The 15,151-nt window shown below is 46.9% G+C and carries 15 protein-coding genes and 1 riboswitch; of the genes, 1 reads left to right on the top strand and 14 read right to left on the bottom strand.

Translation table 11 applies throughout. The annotated features are described in order from the left end of the window. Positions 1 to 8: 8 nt before the first annotated feature. The gene (gene dat, locus Q7P68_RS01255) at positions 9 to 896 is read left to right on the top strand and encodes a D-amino-acid transaminase (protein WP_304221792.1); all 888 of its coding nucleotides are present in this window, start codon (positions 9 to 11) and stop codon (positions 894 to 896) included. Here the strand turns inward: dat and Q7P68_RS01250 are convergent. The 14 genes from Q7P68_RS01250 to Q7P68_RS01185 form a co-directional block, all read right to left on the bottom strand. Then, positions 859 to 1,668: an ABC transporter ATP-binding protein gene (locus Q7P68_RS01250; protein ID WP_304221789.1), complete on the bottom strand. Its 810-nt coding sequence runs from the start codon at positions 1,666 to 1,668 to the stop codon at positions 859 to 861. The two genes, dat and Q7P68_RS01250, sit on opposite strands and share 38 nt — an antisense overlap. Beyond that, the gene (locus tag Q7P68_RS01245) at positions 1,661 to 2,680 is read right to left on the bottom strand and encodes a FecCD family ABC transporter permease (protein ID WP_304221786.1); all 1,020 of its coding nucleotides are present in this window, start codon (positions 2,678 to 2,680) and stop codon (positions 1,661 to 1,663) included. Before Q7P68_RS01245 ends, Q7P68_RS01250 begins: the two co-directional genes overlap by 8 nt. Positions 2,681 to 2,682: 2 nt before the next feature. After that, positions 2,683 to 3,561: an ABC transporter substrate-binding protein gene (locus tag Q7P68_RS01240; RefSeq protein ID WP_304221783.1), complete on the bottom strand. Its 879-nt coding sequence runs from the start codon at positions 3,559 to 3,561 to the stop codon at positions 2,683 to 2,685. 49 nt (positions 3,562 to 3,610) lie between these two features. Continuing rightward, a riboswitch (cobalamin riboswitch) is annotated at positions 3,611 to 3,820 on the bottom strand. 20 nt (positions 3,821 to 3,840) lie between these two features. Then, positions 3,841 to 4,593 carry a tRNA pseudouridine(38-40) synthase TruA gene (gene truA / locus Q7P68_RS01235; protein ID WP_304221970.1) on the bottom strand — a complete coding sequence of 251 codons (753 nt, stop codon included), beginning with the start codon at positions 4,591 to 4,593 and terminating at the stop codon, positions 3,841 to 3,843. After that, entirely contained in the window at positions 4,586 to 5,440 is an 855-nt protein-coding gene (locus Q7P68_RS01230; protein ID WP_304221780.1) for a DUF2225 domain-containing protein, read from the bottom strand. The genes truA and Q7P68_RS01230 overlap by 8 nt, the downstream gene beginning before the upstream one ends. Further along, positions 5,433 to 5,837: a holo-ACP synthase gene (locus Q7P68_RS01225; protein ID WP_304221778.1), complete on the bottom strand. Its 405-nt coding sequence runs from the start codon at positions 5,835 to 5,837 to the stop codon at positions 5,433 to 5,435. The genes Q7P68_RS01230 and Q7P68_RS01225 overlap by 8 nt, the downstream gene beginning before the upstream one ends. After that, positions 5,834 to 6,799, bottom strand: coding sequence for a CdaR family protein (locus tag Q7P68_RS01220; protein WP_304221776.1), 966 nt, complete (start codon positions 6,797 to 6,799; stop codon positions 5,834 to 5,836). Before Q7P68_RS01220 ends, Q7P68_RS01225 begins: the two co-directional genes overlap by 4 nt. After that, positions 6,777 to 7,601, bottom strand: coding sequence for a diadenylate cyclase CdaA (gene cdaA, locus Q7P68_RS01215; protein WP_304221774.1), 825 nt, complete (start codon positions 7,599 to 7,601; stop codon positions 6,777 to 6,779). The genes Q7P68_RS01220 and cdaA overlap by 23 nt, the downstream gene beginning before the upstream one ends. A gap of 5 nt (positions 7,602 to 7,606) precedes the next feature. After that, a complete protein-coding gene (gene folP / locus Q7P68_RS01210; RefSeq protein WP_304221773.1) occupies positions 7,607 to 8,452 on the bottom strand; it encodes a dihydropteroate synthase in 846 nt (281 codons plus the stop codon). Next, positions 8,449 to 10,365: a 1-deoxy-D-xylulose-5-phosphate synthase gene (dxs, locus tag Q7P68_RS01205; RefSeq protein WP_304221772.1), complete on the bottom strand. Its 1,917-nt coding sequence runs from the start codon at positions 10,363 to 10,365 to the stop codon at positions 8,449 to 8,451. Before dxs ends, folP begins: the two co-directional genes overlap by 4 nt. A 406-nt stretch (positions 10,366 to 10,771) precedes the next feature. Next, on the bottom strand, positions 10,772 to 12,562 hold the full coding sequence (locus tag Q7P68_RS01200) for a histidine kinase N-terminal 7TM domain-containing protein (RefSeq protein ID WP_304221770.1): 1,791 nt from the start codon (positions 12,560 to 12,562) through the stop codon (positions 10,772 to 10,774). Further along, entirely contained in the window at positions 12,555 to 13,724 is a 1,170-nt protein-coding gene (locus Q7P68_RS01195; RefSeq protein WP_304221768.1) for a PP2C family protein-serine/threonine phosphatase, read from the bottom strand. The genes Q7P68_RS01200 and Q7P68_RS01195 overlap by 8 nt, the downstream gene beginning before the upstream one ends. Positions 13,725 to 13,800: 76 nt before the next feature. Continuing rightward, on the bottom strand, positions 13,801 to 14,799 hold the full coding sequence (gene miaA, locus Q7P68_RS01190; RefSeq protein ID WP_304221765.1) for a tRNA (adenosine(37)-N6)-dimethylallyltransferase MiaA: 999 nt from the start codon (positions 14,797 to 14,799) through the stop codon (positions 13,801 to 13,803). 7 nt (positions 14,800 to 14,806) lie between these two features. Continuing rightward, positions 14,807 to 14,998 (bottom strand): DNA-directed RNA polymerase subunit omega, encoded by a 192-nt coding sequence (locus Q7P68_RS01185; protein WP_304221763.1) that lies wholly within the window; start codon positions 14,996 to 14,998, stop codon positions 14,807 to 14,809. Between the last annotated feature and the right edge of the window lie 153 nt (positions 14,999 to 15,151).

Below are 15,151 nucleotides of genomic sequence, written 5' to 3'. Positions count from 1 at the left end.
GTTTTTGTATGACTGGACATTGGGCGCTCTATCAAGACACACTCCTTCCCCGGCAGGATGCTAAAACAGACATAGAGGATCGGGGCTATCAATTCGGAGATGGGGTTTATGAGGTCATTCGAGTATACAGCGGTGAGTTGTTTCTTGCGGAGGCCCATGCAAAGCGGATGGAAAAGAGTCTTCGGGAACTGTCGATATCTTTTCCTGATTGCTCAGAGCGGGTAATAAAGGGAGCCCAGCTGCTTGTTGAAGCGGAAGGAATTGATGATGGCATTGTATATTTGCAAATTACCCGGGGTGCGGCGCCCCGGGTGCATCAATTCCCCAGTAAAGATACGGTACCTGTTTTTACGGGGACCGCAGGCCCCCTCCCCCGCTCGCTTGAATTAATGGGTCAGGGAATTACTGTTCTTTTGCTGCCCGATATTCGCTGGCTTAGAAATGATATTAAAAGCCTTAATCTGCTCGGTGCGGTCTTAAGCAAGCAAAGGGCAAAAGAAAAGGGTTGTTATGAAGCCATACTTGAGCGGAATGGCATAATGACCGAGGGAAGTTCATCAAACCTCTTTATCGTAAAAGATGGAACCCTGATTACCCACCCTGCAAATAATCTTATTCTCAATGGCATAACCCGGCAGGAAATTATAAAACTTGCAACGACAAGAAATATTCCCGTCCAAGAAGTACCCTTTACGATAGAAGAATTCTTCAGATCGGATGAGGCTTTTATCTGCGGAACCACCACCGAAATCATGCCGATAACACAGATCAAAACCTTAGACTCTCCGGATGCCGTTCGGTCTTCTGCACTGGCCTCAGGAACCCCTGGGCCCATAACGAGGAAATTGCAGGATCTCTTTAGCGATCTTGTAACTCGTTGCGGCGGGGGCTCTTAAAATAAATCATTGGTAAAAGCGGATTTTGCGGATGCTTCCCAACTTCCAGTTCTATGTTGTAGGCTTTCTGAAGCAGTTCACCTGTAAATACTTCGGGGACCTTGCCACAGCGAACCATGGATCCCTGAGCTATGAGTCCTACGGTATGTGCATAGAGGCTCGCCAGATTAAGATCGTGAAGACTGATAAGCGCTGAAATGCCCCGGGCTACCAAAGACTGTATTAATTCCATGACACCGACCTGGTAGCGGATATCCAGGTGGGACACCGGTTCGTCCAACACAAGCAATTCCGGTTTTTGAGCCAGTGCGCGGGCAATGAGCACCCGCTGCAGTTCTCCCCCGGATAATTCTGTCACCAGGCGTTCTTTGAATGAAACGAGGTCTGTAATTTCCAATGCTTCTTCTATGGCAAGTCTATCTTCAACGCTTTCGTTGCCAAACCATTTTCTGCTGGGAAAACGTCCCTGGGAAACGAGTTCCCTGACGGTAAAGGGCCAGGTAATGCCGCTGCCCTGGGCGACATAGGCAATTTTGGAGGCCCGTTCATAGGAGGAATAATCCGCGAGCAGCCTTGTATCCAGCCTGATGGTTCCTGAGAGGGGTTTTTCAAGACCTACAATAGCTTTGAGCAGCGTAGTTTTTCCTGCACCATTGGGGCCAACCAGGGCAAAAAGTTCTCCTTTGGAGACGGAAAAAGTAATTCCTGAGAGTACCGGCGATCCATGGTAGCCAACTATAACATCATAAACCGAAAGCATTTTTTCAGGCACCAAGATGACGCCCCCGTTTAAACAAAAGAAAAATAAAAAAAGGTGCACCTATCACCGAGGTGATGATCCCAATGGGCAGCTCAAGGGGGACAGCAATGGTCCGCGCGATAATATCCGCAGTAAGTACCAAGAGGGCGCCCCCGAGGGCAGATGCGGGAAGCAGCCGCCGATGGCTTGGTCCAACTATAATTCTCATAGCGTGGGGGGCGATGAGTCCAACAAAACCAATAATACCGGCACTGGCCACGGCGGCTGCGGCGGCAAGGGAGGCCCCTGCGGCAACAAGGACGCGGAGACGGCCTACATCGAGACCCAAAGACTGGGCCACATCGTCACCCTGGATAAGCAAATCGAGGGGCCGGGAAGCAAGATACACGATACCAGCCCCTGCAGCCATAATAGGAAACACAGTGAATAGCTCAGGCCATGAGGTCATCCCAAGCCCGCCCAAGAGCCAGTAATATACTCGGTGCATGTCCCGGTCTTTTAATACAAGAACCAACGAAAGCAGGGCAGAAAAAAAAGCACTCAGGGCAGTCCCCGCAAGAAGCAGGGCTACCGCTGGAGGCGGGTCGCCGGCAAAACGTGATATTGAAAAGGCAAGAAAGGTGGTAAAAAGGGCGCCTAAAAAAGCGCAGAGCGAAACGGAAGACAGAAAACCCAGATTCGGCAGTGCTAGCACAATGGCCAATGCAGCCCCCAGAGCGGCACCAGAAGAGGCTCCGATCACATAGGGGTCGGCCAGGGGATTCCTGAAAAAACCCTGAAACCCCGCTCCGGCAATTGAAAGAGAGACTCCAACAGCCATGGCCAGCAAGACCCGGGGAAGCCGCAGGCTGAACAATATGGTGTAGCTCGTATCTTCCTTAACCGGAGCAAAGAAACCCATTATGGCAGTAAAGACATCAGAAACCGGGATTGCCACCGAGCCGGCGGCAATCCCATAGAGGGCGGTAAAGATCAAAAGGATGAGCAATAAAAAGATGATGGAAAGATACCGCCTGCGGGGCATAACTATTTCAGTATTTTAGCCAGGGCTTCTACCGCATCGGCAAGACGGGGGCCGCCCCGATACACAATATCAGAATCCACGGTGGCAATTTTTTTGTTCTTAACCGCTGCAACATTGGACCAGCCGGGGCGCTTTACAATTTCATCCAGTTTCATCTGGTCTCCATGATCGGTTCCTGAAAGAATCCAATCGGGCTTTCTGACCAGCAATTCCTCAAAGCTCACCTGGGGCCACTGTTCCTTAAGGTCTCCAAAAATATTAACACCCCCGGCCAGTGTAATAGCCTCAGTAATAAAGGTAGGTCCTCCGGCGGTCATGAGTGGATCATGCCAGAGTTCCCAGAAAACCTTTGGCTTAACCTTAGGTGATGGCAGCTTTTGCACCGCTGCAATGCGGTTCTTCATTGTGGTGACCACCACAGCAGCTTCCTTGTCATGGCCGGTAAGAGCCCCAAGGGTTTGAATATCCCGGTACACATCGGCAAATGAAGCAGGTTCCACTGCAAAAGATGTAATACGAACCTGGTCCAAAAGGGGGATCAGTTTGGCATGCATGGTTGCAGAAAGGACCACCAGGTCCGGCTTAAGAGCCACAATCTGTTCAACGCTGATGGTAGCGCCTGAAAAACCGCCCACCTTTGTTTTCGTTGCCGCGGCTGCAGGATAGTTGCAGAACTCGGTGACCCCAACGATCTCCTTGTCTGCACCAATGGCAAACAGGGTTTCAGTAACAGCGGGGCTTAAACTGATCACCCGAGCAGCACTTTTTTGCAGAGTAACACTGCGGCCTGCGGCATCCGTAAAAGTTTGCTGTGCAAACACCGAGGAGGCAACGGCAAAGGCCATTACCAAAGACAGAAGAGCGGCGAGGAATTTTTTCATGGTACTCACTCGTCCTACGCCCAGAGGACTGGGAAAAATCTCAGGACCATACAGTCCCAGGAGAGTGGCAGGTATCCTGGCTTAAGACTGCAAACGTTCAACACGCCCTTCCAGGGGCTATCCCCCGTGGTGATGGTTCAAATCTTGAACCCCGTGTTGTCCTTGTCTTCTACAGTGCCTGGGGGCGCGCCGGCTTGTACCGGCTTCCCTCTTACGGCTCGAGGCGGAAGCCTTGAGCACCACTATCGAGGCAATCATACTCCAGATTTTAAGCCTTCGTCAAGTTCGGTAATAATCGATCTTCCATAAGAAGAGGCCTTCAGGAGGCGCGGTAGGACCGGCAGCCCGGTGATTTTTGGCATCTAATAATCGTTGCACCGCTTCTACCGAAAAGCCCCGTTCTTCAAAATACAAAAGACTCCCTACTATGCTCCGTACCATTTTCCATAAAAATGCATTGGCGGTTATTTCAAATATAAGGGTACGGCCTTCTACCATAAAGCGGGCATGGGAAATGTATCTGCTCCGACTGAGCGATGGATCCCGGGGGCTAGCAAACAGAGAACAGTCTGTTTCACCTAAAAGAAGTCTCGCATAGGCATTGAGAACCCTTATATCCGGCTGTCTCCAGATTTGCCATGCATAACGCAGTTCATGGGGCAATGCGGGCCTCCCGCAAATTATATGATATCGATATGTCCGGGACTTTGCATCGAAGCGGGCATGAAAATCAGGGGAAGCTTCTTCTGCGTGGATAATTCTCACATCCCGCTCCAATATACTATTGAGTGCCGGCACAAAACGTATCGCCGGTATATGGGCTATACTGGTTTTAAAATTGGCAACCTGTCCTGCAGCGTGGACTCCCGCATCGGTTCTTCCGGAACCAATGAGGGTAACCGGGTGTTTATGCATCTTTGCAAGAGCAGCCTCTATATCGCCCTGGACAGACCGATCTGGCCCTTGACGCTGCCATCCGGAAAAATTGGTCCCATCATATGCAATAACAAGACGGATGTTTCGTTCAGTCATCGGTTTCATGCAATTCCGCATTAATCGCATCATATAAATCCCGGGCTTTTTCAAGCAAGGGGCCCGGTTTTGCCTTGGAAGACTTTCCTAAACCGAAAATTTTAGCAATGGTCCGTTTGGCGTTTCCCAGGGCTTCAATGCGGTTCGATTCTGGCTCCCGGGGACCATATTTTAATTCCAGGAGGGCAGTTAAGTACAGGGCACCCTCGTAGGCATAATTTTTATCCGTGTCGGGGCCAAAATTTTTTATACCCGAAAGAGGTTCTTTGCCGCTCTGTTCTAAGAGTATTGCCTGACGGTAAAAAAAACGGGCTTTTTTCTTGAAAAGCAGAGCGAGCCAGTCATAATGCTGCCCTGCATACTTATCATTAAGCTCGTCAAAAAGCCATCCGCAGCGGAGGGCCAGAATCGCCTGTTTCATAGTTGGAGAAAACTCTTTAGGGTAAAGGTCATAGCATCGAAGAGCCAAATAGGTTGCGGCGGTGCCTGAAAAAAGGTCCCGGGGGCTGGTAAAGTCCACATGGGGAAATAGACGCTGCACATCGGCAATCCGGTTGTCCCGGTCTATCATCGCCCGCTCTTTACCTGTGTTCGGAATAAGTGAGAAATCTGATTCGGTAGATGCAAACCAACAGGCAGGACAGACGGTCGGCTGGTAGATAAGCGGATACACTTCGCCATATTTAGCAGAGGGTTCATATTTCCGGTGCAGCTCATCGGTCAGTCTTCCTGCGATAAGCCGCCCACCGCCGGATAAAAGTTCCTCTCTCCTAAAACTGGCATCACAGACAGGACAATGAATAGTTTCTTTAGCGTAAAATGTAAGTTTTAATTCTTTATCAATCATGGCAACATCCTGCCTGTTTTTCATCAACCTGTTCTAAGACTATCATGGCAATTGCATTATCATGCTCATGGGTCAGCGAAAGATGTATTTTGTTGGCTCCGTTTTGTTTTAGGGCCGCCAAGGCGGTTCCGAAAACCTGTATCTCAGGCTGCCCGTTATGCCGATTAACCACCATGATATCCTTAAGGACTATGTTTTTTAGCCCCGTCCCCAACGCCTTGCCAAAGGCTTCCTTTGCAGCGAAACGGGCCGCCAGGGAGACTGCCATGCCATGACCGCGGGATCGGGCTGTTTCAAGCTCATGGGGATGGAAAAAACGTTCCAAAAGTCCCGGAACCTTTATCCAATGTTCAAGCCGATGCACATGGACAACATCGACGCCGATTCCAGTAATCACTGTTCACCACCTGTGAGTTTTATAACTTCGATAGGTATTTCAAGGGGCTCATATCTCAGCACTATGAAGTTTTTAGGAGCCGTTACCACCAGTGGTAAGAAATAGGTCCCTTCCCTGTCTATATCCGAACAATCAACTGAAAGCAGCGAAGAATCGGGGGTGTATGAATCGAGATCGATCTGGCTGCCTTGCAATTTGACTGTCCCGTAATTAATTTGCGGCCGAGCAAGTAGTCCGTTCTTTAGGCCTGAAATGATAATAGGCAGCCTGTCAAAGGTTTTAATCACAATAGATTGCTGGATAATCGCCGAAAAAGTCACTGAAAGGGGTCCTTTAATTTGTACCAAACTGTCCTTGGTGACTATTTTTGTTACTACGCTAAAATTTTCCTTGCGTCCCGTTAATTCGATATAATCGGTGGTTACATCGTTGATTCCACTGACAATATTGACTGGCCCATACAATGGAACCTGGTTCGGATCCAGAGTATAACTGCTCAATTCGTATCCGCTTTCAAGATAACCGCGAAAACTGGGAGTAACAGGAACAACCTTTGTCATACTGTGGTCTAGAGGGACCATTACTTCAAGGGGATCTACCTGTATTTCTAGATTAGCAATACCAACCGCAGTCCCCATCCTGCGTACCTGTATAGGAGCCCTATATAAACCAGGACTTGTATACTTTGAGAGATCTGCATAGGCTTCGATATCCGATTCTTGGATAGGATACAATGAGTTTGCCTCCCCTTTTAGGGAAAGTCGTACCATTTTTGGGTAGGGCCCTGAGGGCAAAATTCCTTCTGCAGTTTCTATTTGCAGGGGTACAGAAAAATAACGCTCTTCCAGAACGCTGATTTTATGAAACAGAGAAAGCAGGATTGCTATGGCAAGAGAAAGGACTTTGGCAGGCCAATTTGCGGTTAGCCGGTCCAAAAGTTTATCGTACTTCCATAATGCCATTTTTTTCTTCCTCCGCAGAGCCTTCTTCTAATAGCGGATTCTCATCTTCTAATAATTTTTTCATGGTTCGCAGTATTTCCAAAAGGGATAAGTCATAATAAAGCCGTCCTTCATAGGCTAGGCTGATTGCTCCCGTTTCTTCCGAAACAACAAGCACTACCGCATCGGATTGCTCGGAAACACCAAGGGCCGCACGATGACGGGTCCCAAAGCTTTTGCGGATATCCTGCTGCTCAGAAAGGGGCAGAAATACTCCCGCTGCAAGGATATGACCATTCTGGATCACAATTGCCCCGTCATGGAGCGGACCATCATAGGCAAAAATGGTCACAATTAAGCTTGAGGATAACTCAGCATTCAGCCTCGTTCCCGTGTCGATAATGCCCTTTATATTAATCTTGCGGGGAAAAACCATTAAGGCTCCCCGTTTCTGTTTTGAAAGCAGGTCCGCTGCGGTAACCGCCGCATCAATCTGGCTGAGACGCTGCTTTGCGTTTATATGGAATAGATCACCCTGTCCAAGTCGCATAATGATTTTGCGCAACTCCGGCTGAAAAACAATGGCAATTGCAATAAAAAGACCAGGGGCGAGCAGATTCAATACCCATTGGAGGGTGCTTAGACGAAAAAAATAGGCAAAACCGTAGAGCAGCACTAAAAACCCAGCGCCTTTTACCAGCTGAATTGCCTGGGTTTTGACCAATAAATCATACCCCTTATAAACAAGAAAGGCTAGGATAATAATATCCAAGAGAGGCCGGAGGGTATTGTAGATGGCCACAAGACGCTGTATCCATTCCACTGAAACTATCCTTTACTTTGATCTATGGCTTTTAATACTTTGATAAAATCAACGGTTTCTTTGACGTCATGAACTCTCAAAATTTTTGCACCCCGATAATAAGCTGCTGCATGGGCTGCCAGAGTCCCCGCAAGACGCTCTTCCGGCGCCCTGCCGGTAATAGCTCCAATAAAAGACTTTCTTGAAACTCCTACGAGCAAAGGATACATGCCGTCTCCGATTTCCGCAAGATGAGCAAGCAAATCTAGGTTGTCCTGGAGCCGTTTTCCAAAACCAATTCCCGGGTCAAGAATAATTTTATCCATGCCAATTCCCGCAGCTTCCGCCCTTTGGGCAGCGTCCCGCAAAAATGTATTTACCTCGGCCACCACATCATCATAATAAGGCTGGTCCTGCATGGTAGCGGGAATACCCTTTTTATGCATCAGAACCACTGCGGCCCCCCGTGCTGCGCAGAGGGCTGCCATTTCACTGTCATCCTGTAAAGCAGATATATCGTTGATAATGAGGGCTCCTTCTTCCAAAGCGGCCCGGGCTACAGCTGCCTTTCTAGTATCTACCGAAACAGGCACAGAAGATTGCTTTACAAATTGCCGCAAAACCGGAATAAGACGCTTGATTTCTGTATCCGCATCCACATATTCTGAGCCGGGCCTGGTTGATTCGGCTCCAAAATCTATGATTGCCGCCCCTGCTGCAGCAGCCTCTAAAGCCCGTTCCACTGCCTGTTCTGCTAGGGCCCGGCTCGGAGCATAAAAGGAGTCTTCGTTACAATTGACGATGGCCATCACGAGGGGCGGCCCTGAAAGGTCTAAAAGGCTGCCATTAAGAAGCTTAATATTTGAGATCATTTGCCCACTATCCTTAATTCTGTTTCTTTCATAGTTGGCATAAGGAACTGGGTAATTCTATCTGCCAGCCCCATTCCATCAAGTCTGTTGCGGGTGAGTAGTTCTTGTCTGCTTCCCTGGGGATGAAATTGGTCGGGACAGCCAATACTTAAAAAACGTACATTTGTTTTTTTCTGAAGCAGCAGGGCCCCTAGATATTCACCGATACCACCCTGTTGCACTCCCTCTTCTACAACTACTACCGTTTTATAAGGTTCCATAGCAGAGAGGAGATGCTCTTCGTCTATAGGTTTAAGGAACCTGAGATGGTATACATCGCAGGGGTAACCAGCGATGGAAAGCCGGTTAGCCGCATCTTCGACCTGGTGTAAAAGACTTCCAGTAAACAGAATACAGATAGAGGCTCTATTCTGGCGCAGAAATACCCCCTGGCCTTCTATAAGCGGAGACGACAGGACAGGTATTTCATCCGGGCATACATCCTTAGGATATCTTAACATACAGGGCTTGCCCGAAGATACAGCCCAGGAAAGCATGAGATCCAACTCTTTTGCTGAGGCCGGCGCCAGCAACACAAAGTTCGGAACTGATCGGAACAGGGCAATATCGAATAGTCCCTGATGGGTCTCTCCGTCGTCGGGAACAAAGCCCGAGCGGTCCAGGGCAAACACCACAGGGAGCTGCTGCAATGCCACATCATGAATAACCGAATCCACCGACCGCTGCATAAAGGTAGAATATACCGCCACAACAGGTCTGAGGCCTCGCGCCGCTAGACCTGCAGCAAAGGTAACTGCATGGGCTTCTGCGATACCAACATCAAAAAAGCGATTGGGAAACTGGTCATGAAAACGGCTTAAGCCCGTGCCTTTTTCCATTGCGGCGGTAATAGCCACCACATCGGATCGGACCCCCGCCAGTTTTGCAACCGAATCCCCAAAGGCATCGGTAAAAGTGGAACCGGAACTCTTTTCTACAAGACCATCCTCCACAGAAAAGGGGCCTATTCCATGAAATTTGGATGGATCCCGCTCAGCCTGATTGTAGCCCCGTCCTTTCCGGGTAATGACATGAACAACCACGGGCTTTCCAAGCTGTTTAACATCATCAAACACATCTTCCAATATGGGGAGATTATGACCGTCTATGGGACCCACATATTCAAATCCCATTTCTATAAAAAAGTTCTGAGGATAAAAGAGAACTTTGATGCTGCGTTTTATTCTTACCACCAGGTTATATAGCCGATCGCCGAAGAGAGGTATTTTTTTGATAAGCTGATCGATGCGGCTTCGAACCCGTTGATAGCTTCCGGTCATGGTTAGCCTGCTCAGATGCTTGGCGAGACCTCCCACATTAGGACTAATCGACATTTTGTTATCGTTAAGAACGACAATGAGCGGAAGCTGCAGGTGTCCTGCATGGGATAGGGCTTCGTAAGCCAGTCCTCCCGTAAGCGCACCATCTCCTATGACTGCAATAACATGATGCTTGCTGCCGAGTATGTTTTCTGCTGCGAGCATACCCAGAGCTGCGGAAATAGAAGTAGAAGCATGGCCCGTATCGAATGCGTCATGTTCACTTTCTGACCGTTTGGGAAAACCCGATAAGCCGCCGTTTTTCCGTATCGTATGAAAGGCTTTATAACGACCGGTTATGAGCTTGTGGGGATAACATTGATGGCCCACATCAAAAACAATTTTATCCTCCGGAGACTTAAAAACCCGATGCAAAGCGAGGGTAAGTTCGACAATACCAAGATTGCTTGCCAGGTGACCTCCGTTTTTGCTGACCGTACGAACAATAAGCTGACGAATTTCCCTTGCAAGCTCTATCAATTCTTTGTACGTTAAGCTGCGCAGTTGTTCTGGTTCTTTTATTTTTTCTAGAATTGGGTATTTATGCAGTTGCATATGTATTTTCTATAATACACCTTTTTAATAACCCTTTCCAGAGACAGCCGTGGACATCCCTAAGGGCAAAAGCCATCAAAACAACATAGTTAGAAAGGATAAGGGCAAAAAAAAACCGCGACGGTACCGGGTACCCGCGGTTTTCAGAAGGAGCTATAACAAGCAGAATAGCCTAGCGCTTGTTCTTATGCCGATTCTTTCTGAGCTTCTTCTTCCGCTTATGGGTGGCGATTTTCTTTAACTTTCGCTTTCTTCCGCAGGGCACTTCAGAGTCTCCTTTGCAGTAAGATGAATCCCGTCGAACCGAACAGGTGGTACCTCGTAGCCAGTTGGCAACAAACCTTAGAACAGTATGTATGAGAGATGATAAAAGGTCAAGGGGGCGATGGTTAATGAATACTACCTATTACTTCAGCGGTAGTTCAATTCTGAATGTTACAGGATCTGGTGAAACTAAAGTGAGCTTCCCTTTATGCCTGGCCTCAATGATGTCTTTGCACAGTACTAGCCCAATTCCGGTACCAAGGCTTGATTCTTTTGTGGTAAAAAAAGGATCAAATATTTTATTCACCTGCTCGGGAGGTATTGGCGTACCGGTATCCATGACCTCACACCATACAATGGTGTTGTCAGAACCGGTACGAATCTCCAATATACCCCGTTTCCCGGTTTCAGCATAGGAAGTTTCTATCGCCTGAAGAGCATTAGAAAAAAGATTAAAAAAGACCTGTTTAATCGCTTGTTTTTGCATGCGTAGAGGAGGTACAGAACCATAGTTGCGAACAATTTCGGCCAAGCGTTGGAATTCTATTTTTAGTATACTCAACGTGGAATCGATACAATCATGAAGAGATGCGGTTTCAAAAGAAAAATCGAGGGGATCATTGCGGACATATTGCAATAGGGATCGAGTAACCTCTTCGATACGGCTTAAGCCTTCATAGATCCCCGATGAAATAGAAAGCATCTCCCTATACAAAGCTTCCATTTCCCCTGATGGGATCAAGTGCCTTAGTTTTTCCAACAAATCATTGAATGAACGAATATCACTTTTGATATAACCTAAAGGATTATTTATCTCATGGGCGAGCCCTGCAACAAGCTGACCGATTGAAGCCAGTTTCTCCCGTTTCATAAATTCATTTTTGATGTACATATTTTCATTAGCTAATGAAACTTGTGCAGATATATCCTCAAAGATCAAAATAGTCCCATTTAAGGATGTACCGCTGGATTGCATTGTGCATTTTAGATAGCGATTATTGATAAAAGCCTGTCCGGTTTGTGGCTCAGTAATCGGAACTCCTGGCACATAAGATATTTCTTTTAGAAAGGTGTTTAACATAGGAAATTGAAAACATTCTTTACCAACCATTACTTCATCGAGGGCTAAAAGCCTATCTGCGCTTTTGTTGTGATCCACTACCCGGCCCTTACGGTCAAGTACAATTATTCCAACATCGATATCCTCTAGCATTGCACCCCGGGAAACCGGCATGATCCAGAACAGCCGGTGAAAATACATACCAATCAGGAAAAATATCCCTGATATAGCAAATCCAATGGGTGTAAAATCCTTAATAATACCATTATATTGACGGGTTACATTGATGATACTAGTCATCGCCGGAAGCAATGTCCCCGCAACGATCCACAAGGACTGTCGGTGATACAAAGACTCACCCTTAAAATAGGACCGGAATATAATAAGGCATCCAACTCCGATGCTCAGCCATGAATATGCAAAAGCAACCCAATACAATGGACCATAATGGGGTTTTAGAACAGACAGGGTTTTCCATTCATAGAAATAAATCTCTTGCCACAAAAGGCCATGGCATTCATTCGTAAACACGATAAGAATGCCAATAAAAGGACCACAGATTGCTGATACAATAAGTGGTTTGATATTTCTTTTAATCCAGCCAGTGAACCTCAAACTGAATGATAGCCATGCAATAGGGATATATAAAAAGGCAATATATTCTAATTTGGCAAAAAGGACAGTCGCATTTCCGGGAGGGGCGATCAGTTCACCAATATTGGTCACCAGCAGCCAAATACAGAGGCTAAGATACCATAGAAGAGATTGTGCTGCTGGCTCTTTACGGTATGGCAATACGGTGAGTATAGCCACTATCAGAATAACGATTGCGACAGGAGCTATATTAATAAACAGCTCAAACCCATTACTCACCAGATTTCTCCAAGGAATACCGTATAGAAATGAGGCTTACATCGTCGGTAAAACAAGCTTCAGGCAGGGAGGCGCGAAAAGAGGAAACTATATGCTCTATCGGTTTTTCAATCTCAGAACGTACAATGGATATAATTTCTTTTTCATCCATGGAATAGAAATGGGGAACCGATTCTATGAGACCGTCGGTATAGATAAACAAATGATCTCCGGGAGAGAACTGCTGCTCAATTTTGGTAAAATTAGCCTCTAAAAAAGCCCCAAGCATAGGATTACCACTACTTATCATTTCCGCTTCATTTCGGTGTACCCTGAGAATACTCGGAAGGCCCGCAATAGCCAAAACAAGCTGGCCAGTGTCCGTGTTGATATTCAATACCGCAATTCCAACAAGAATTTCAGGAGCGCTTTTCAATAACCGGTAATAATATGCGTTTAAAGCTGATAAAAAAAAATCTGGATGTTCCGGCAATTTAGGATTGCTATTTAGAAGATCATCCATGGCTGTTTTAAGCATAACTGCAACCATGGCAGATTTGAGGCCATGGCCTGAAACATCGCCTAATATCACAAAGACATTATTATTTGCATCACGGCGGAACTCGAAAAAATCTCCTCCGCAATGAAAGGTCTCTACAGGGATAAACGATACATCTATTTGGAGATTGGGAATCACAGGGATGCTTGAGGCGAACAGGTTTTTCTGAAAATCCCCTGCTTCTCGGAGCATGGCATCAATACGGGATGAGAGGATTCTGTTCTCCCGGCGCACTTTCCATATATCAAAGGCTTTGTTAATTTCAGCTTTTAAAGATTCTCTAGTCCAGGGCTTGAATAACAGACTTTGTATTGACGCAGAAATAGCCTTTTGGATTTGTTCAATATCTGAAAATGCCGTAAGCAGTACGGTCTGTATTTCCGGTGAGGTCGCCCTCACAAAGGTAAGCAAATCACTACCACTCATGACTGGCATTCTCAGATCCGAAATAACAAGGAAGATAGTATCTGCATGATTGGCAATATATTCAGCAGAAACCACCGGATCATTAAAGGTTTTGACAGAAAATTGTGAACCAGTAAAAACAAGCCTAATTTCCCGCTCAAGGGCTTCTGTAACCTTTATCTCGTCATCAACCAGAACTAGTTCATAGATTTCATTCATGATGAAACCCCTTTGATACTAGTATACCATATATGTGGTAATTTCTCATCATGGGATAGATTTAACTTTATGTTTGTTACTGTAAAATAAACTCTTTCACCAATGTCTCAATATGGGCAGGCAATTCATCAGAAGTATCAGCATTATCGGCCCCTATCCAGTGTACATCCTGTAAAGCAGAGAAGAAGGTTATTTGCCGTTTTGCATAACGGCGGCTGTTCTGGGCAACAAGTTCTTCCACAAGAGCCAGGTTAGAACACAGCGTACCGTCTTCCAGAAAAAACTCCTGGTATCCAATAGCCCGCATCCCTGGATCTGTTCTTGTATAACCTTGGGCAACAAGACCTGCAACCTCATCGCTGAGGCCCCGGAGAAACATCTCATGGGTTCGTTGGTTGATGCGCTGGTATAAATTTTCCCGGTTTCTCTGGATACCGATGAGCAAAAAGCGGTAGCGGGGCCGGTCTCCTCCAGTAGGATGACCAGAGCTCCCCGAAACGGAAAAACTGCTCAACGGCTTCCCTGTTAAACGGTATACTTCTAGGGCCCGCAAAAGACGGTAGGTATCATTTGGATGTATCCGGCCAGCACTGACCGGATCAACCCTTTGCAGTTCTTCCACAAGCGCAGCAGCACCGTTGTTTTCCAATTCTGCTTTTAATGCGCTCCTTATATCCGCATCAGAAGGAGGAGCTTCCGGAAGACCAAGAACAAAATTTTTTAAATAAAACCCCGTGCCGCCAGAAACAACCGGCAGTTTTCCCCAGCTATAAATATCGAGACAGGCCTGATCTGCATGGCGTACAAAATCGCCGACGGTAAACTGCTCTTTAATATCACAAATATCGATCAGGTGATGGGGCAAACGGGAACGAAGTTCCGCTCCAGGTTTTGCAGTACCTATATCCATGCCGCGGTAGACCTGCATAGAATCGGCGGAAACAATTTCCGCCTCAGCAATCGCATGGGAACCAGTAAAGAGATGTTCAAGGATGTCTGTTTTTCCTGAGGCGGTGGGACCAAAGAGCAGGACCACCGGGATAAGGGGTGTATCCTTAGTCCGGTCCGGTATCATGGGAGACTTAGGCTTCCAGACGGAATTCTATCTGCTGGGTAAACACTTGCCGGGCCGCAAGGGAAACAACCTTGCCATCGTTGCGTTCTATTTCAGGATCCTTCATCATGGAAAGCTGGTAGGCCCGCCGGGACGCTGCGCAGGTGATTTCATACATGTTTCCGTCATATTCTACTAATTGTTCCAGGGGAAATACCATGGGCTTACTCCTTAAATGACAATAGAATACAAAAAAAACGAGTATGTTGTAAAGCCCCCGCCTTTTTAAGCTTTTTTCTTGACTAAGACGCATCAAGGGGATACCTTTTCTAAAGATTCAAAAGGATGGGCCTATCTTATTCTTGAGGATCGG

The sequence above is a fragment of the Gracilinema caldarium genome, from assembly GCF_029265695.1.
GTDB classification, from domain to species: domain Bacteria; phylum Spirochaetota; class Spirochaetia; order Treponematales; family Breznakiellaceae; genus Gracilinema; species Gracilinema caldarium_A.
Note: the sequence above shows the minus strand (reverse complement) of the source record. Positions and strands in the feature narration are given on the sequence as shown.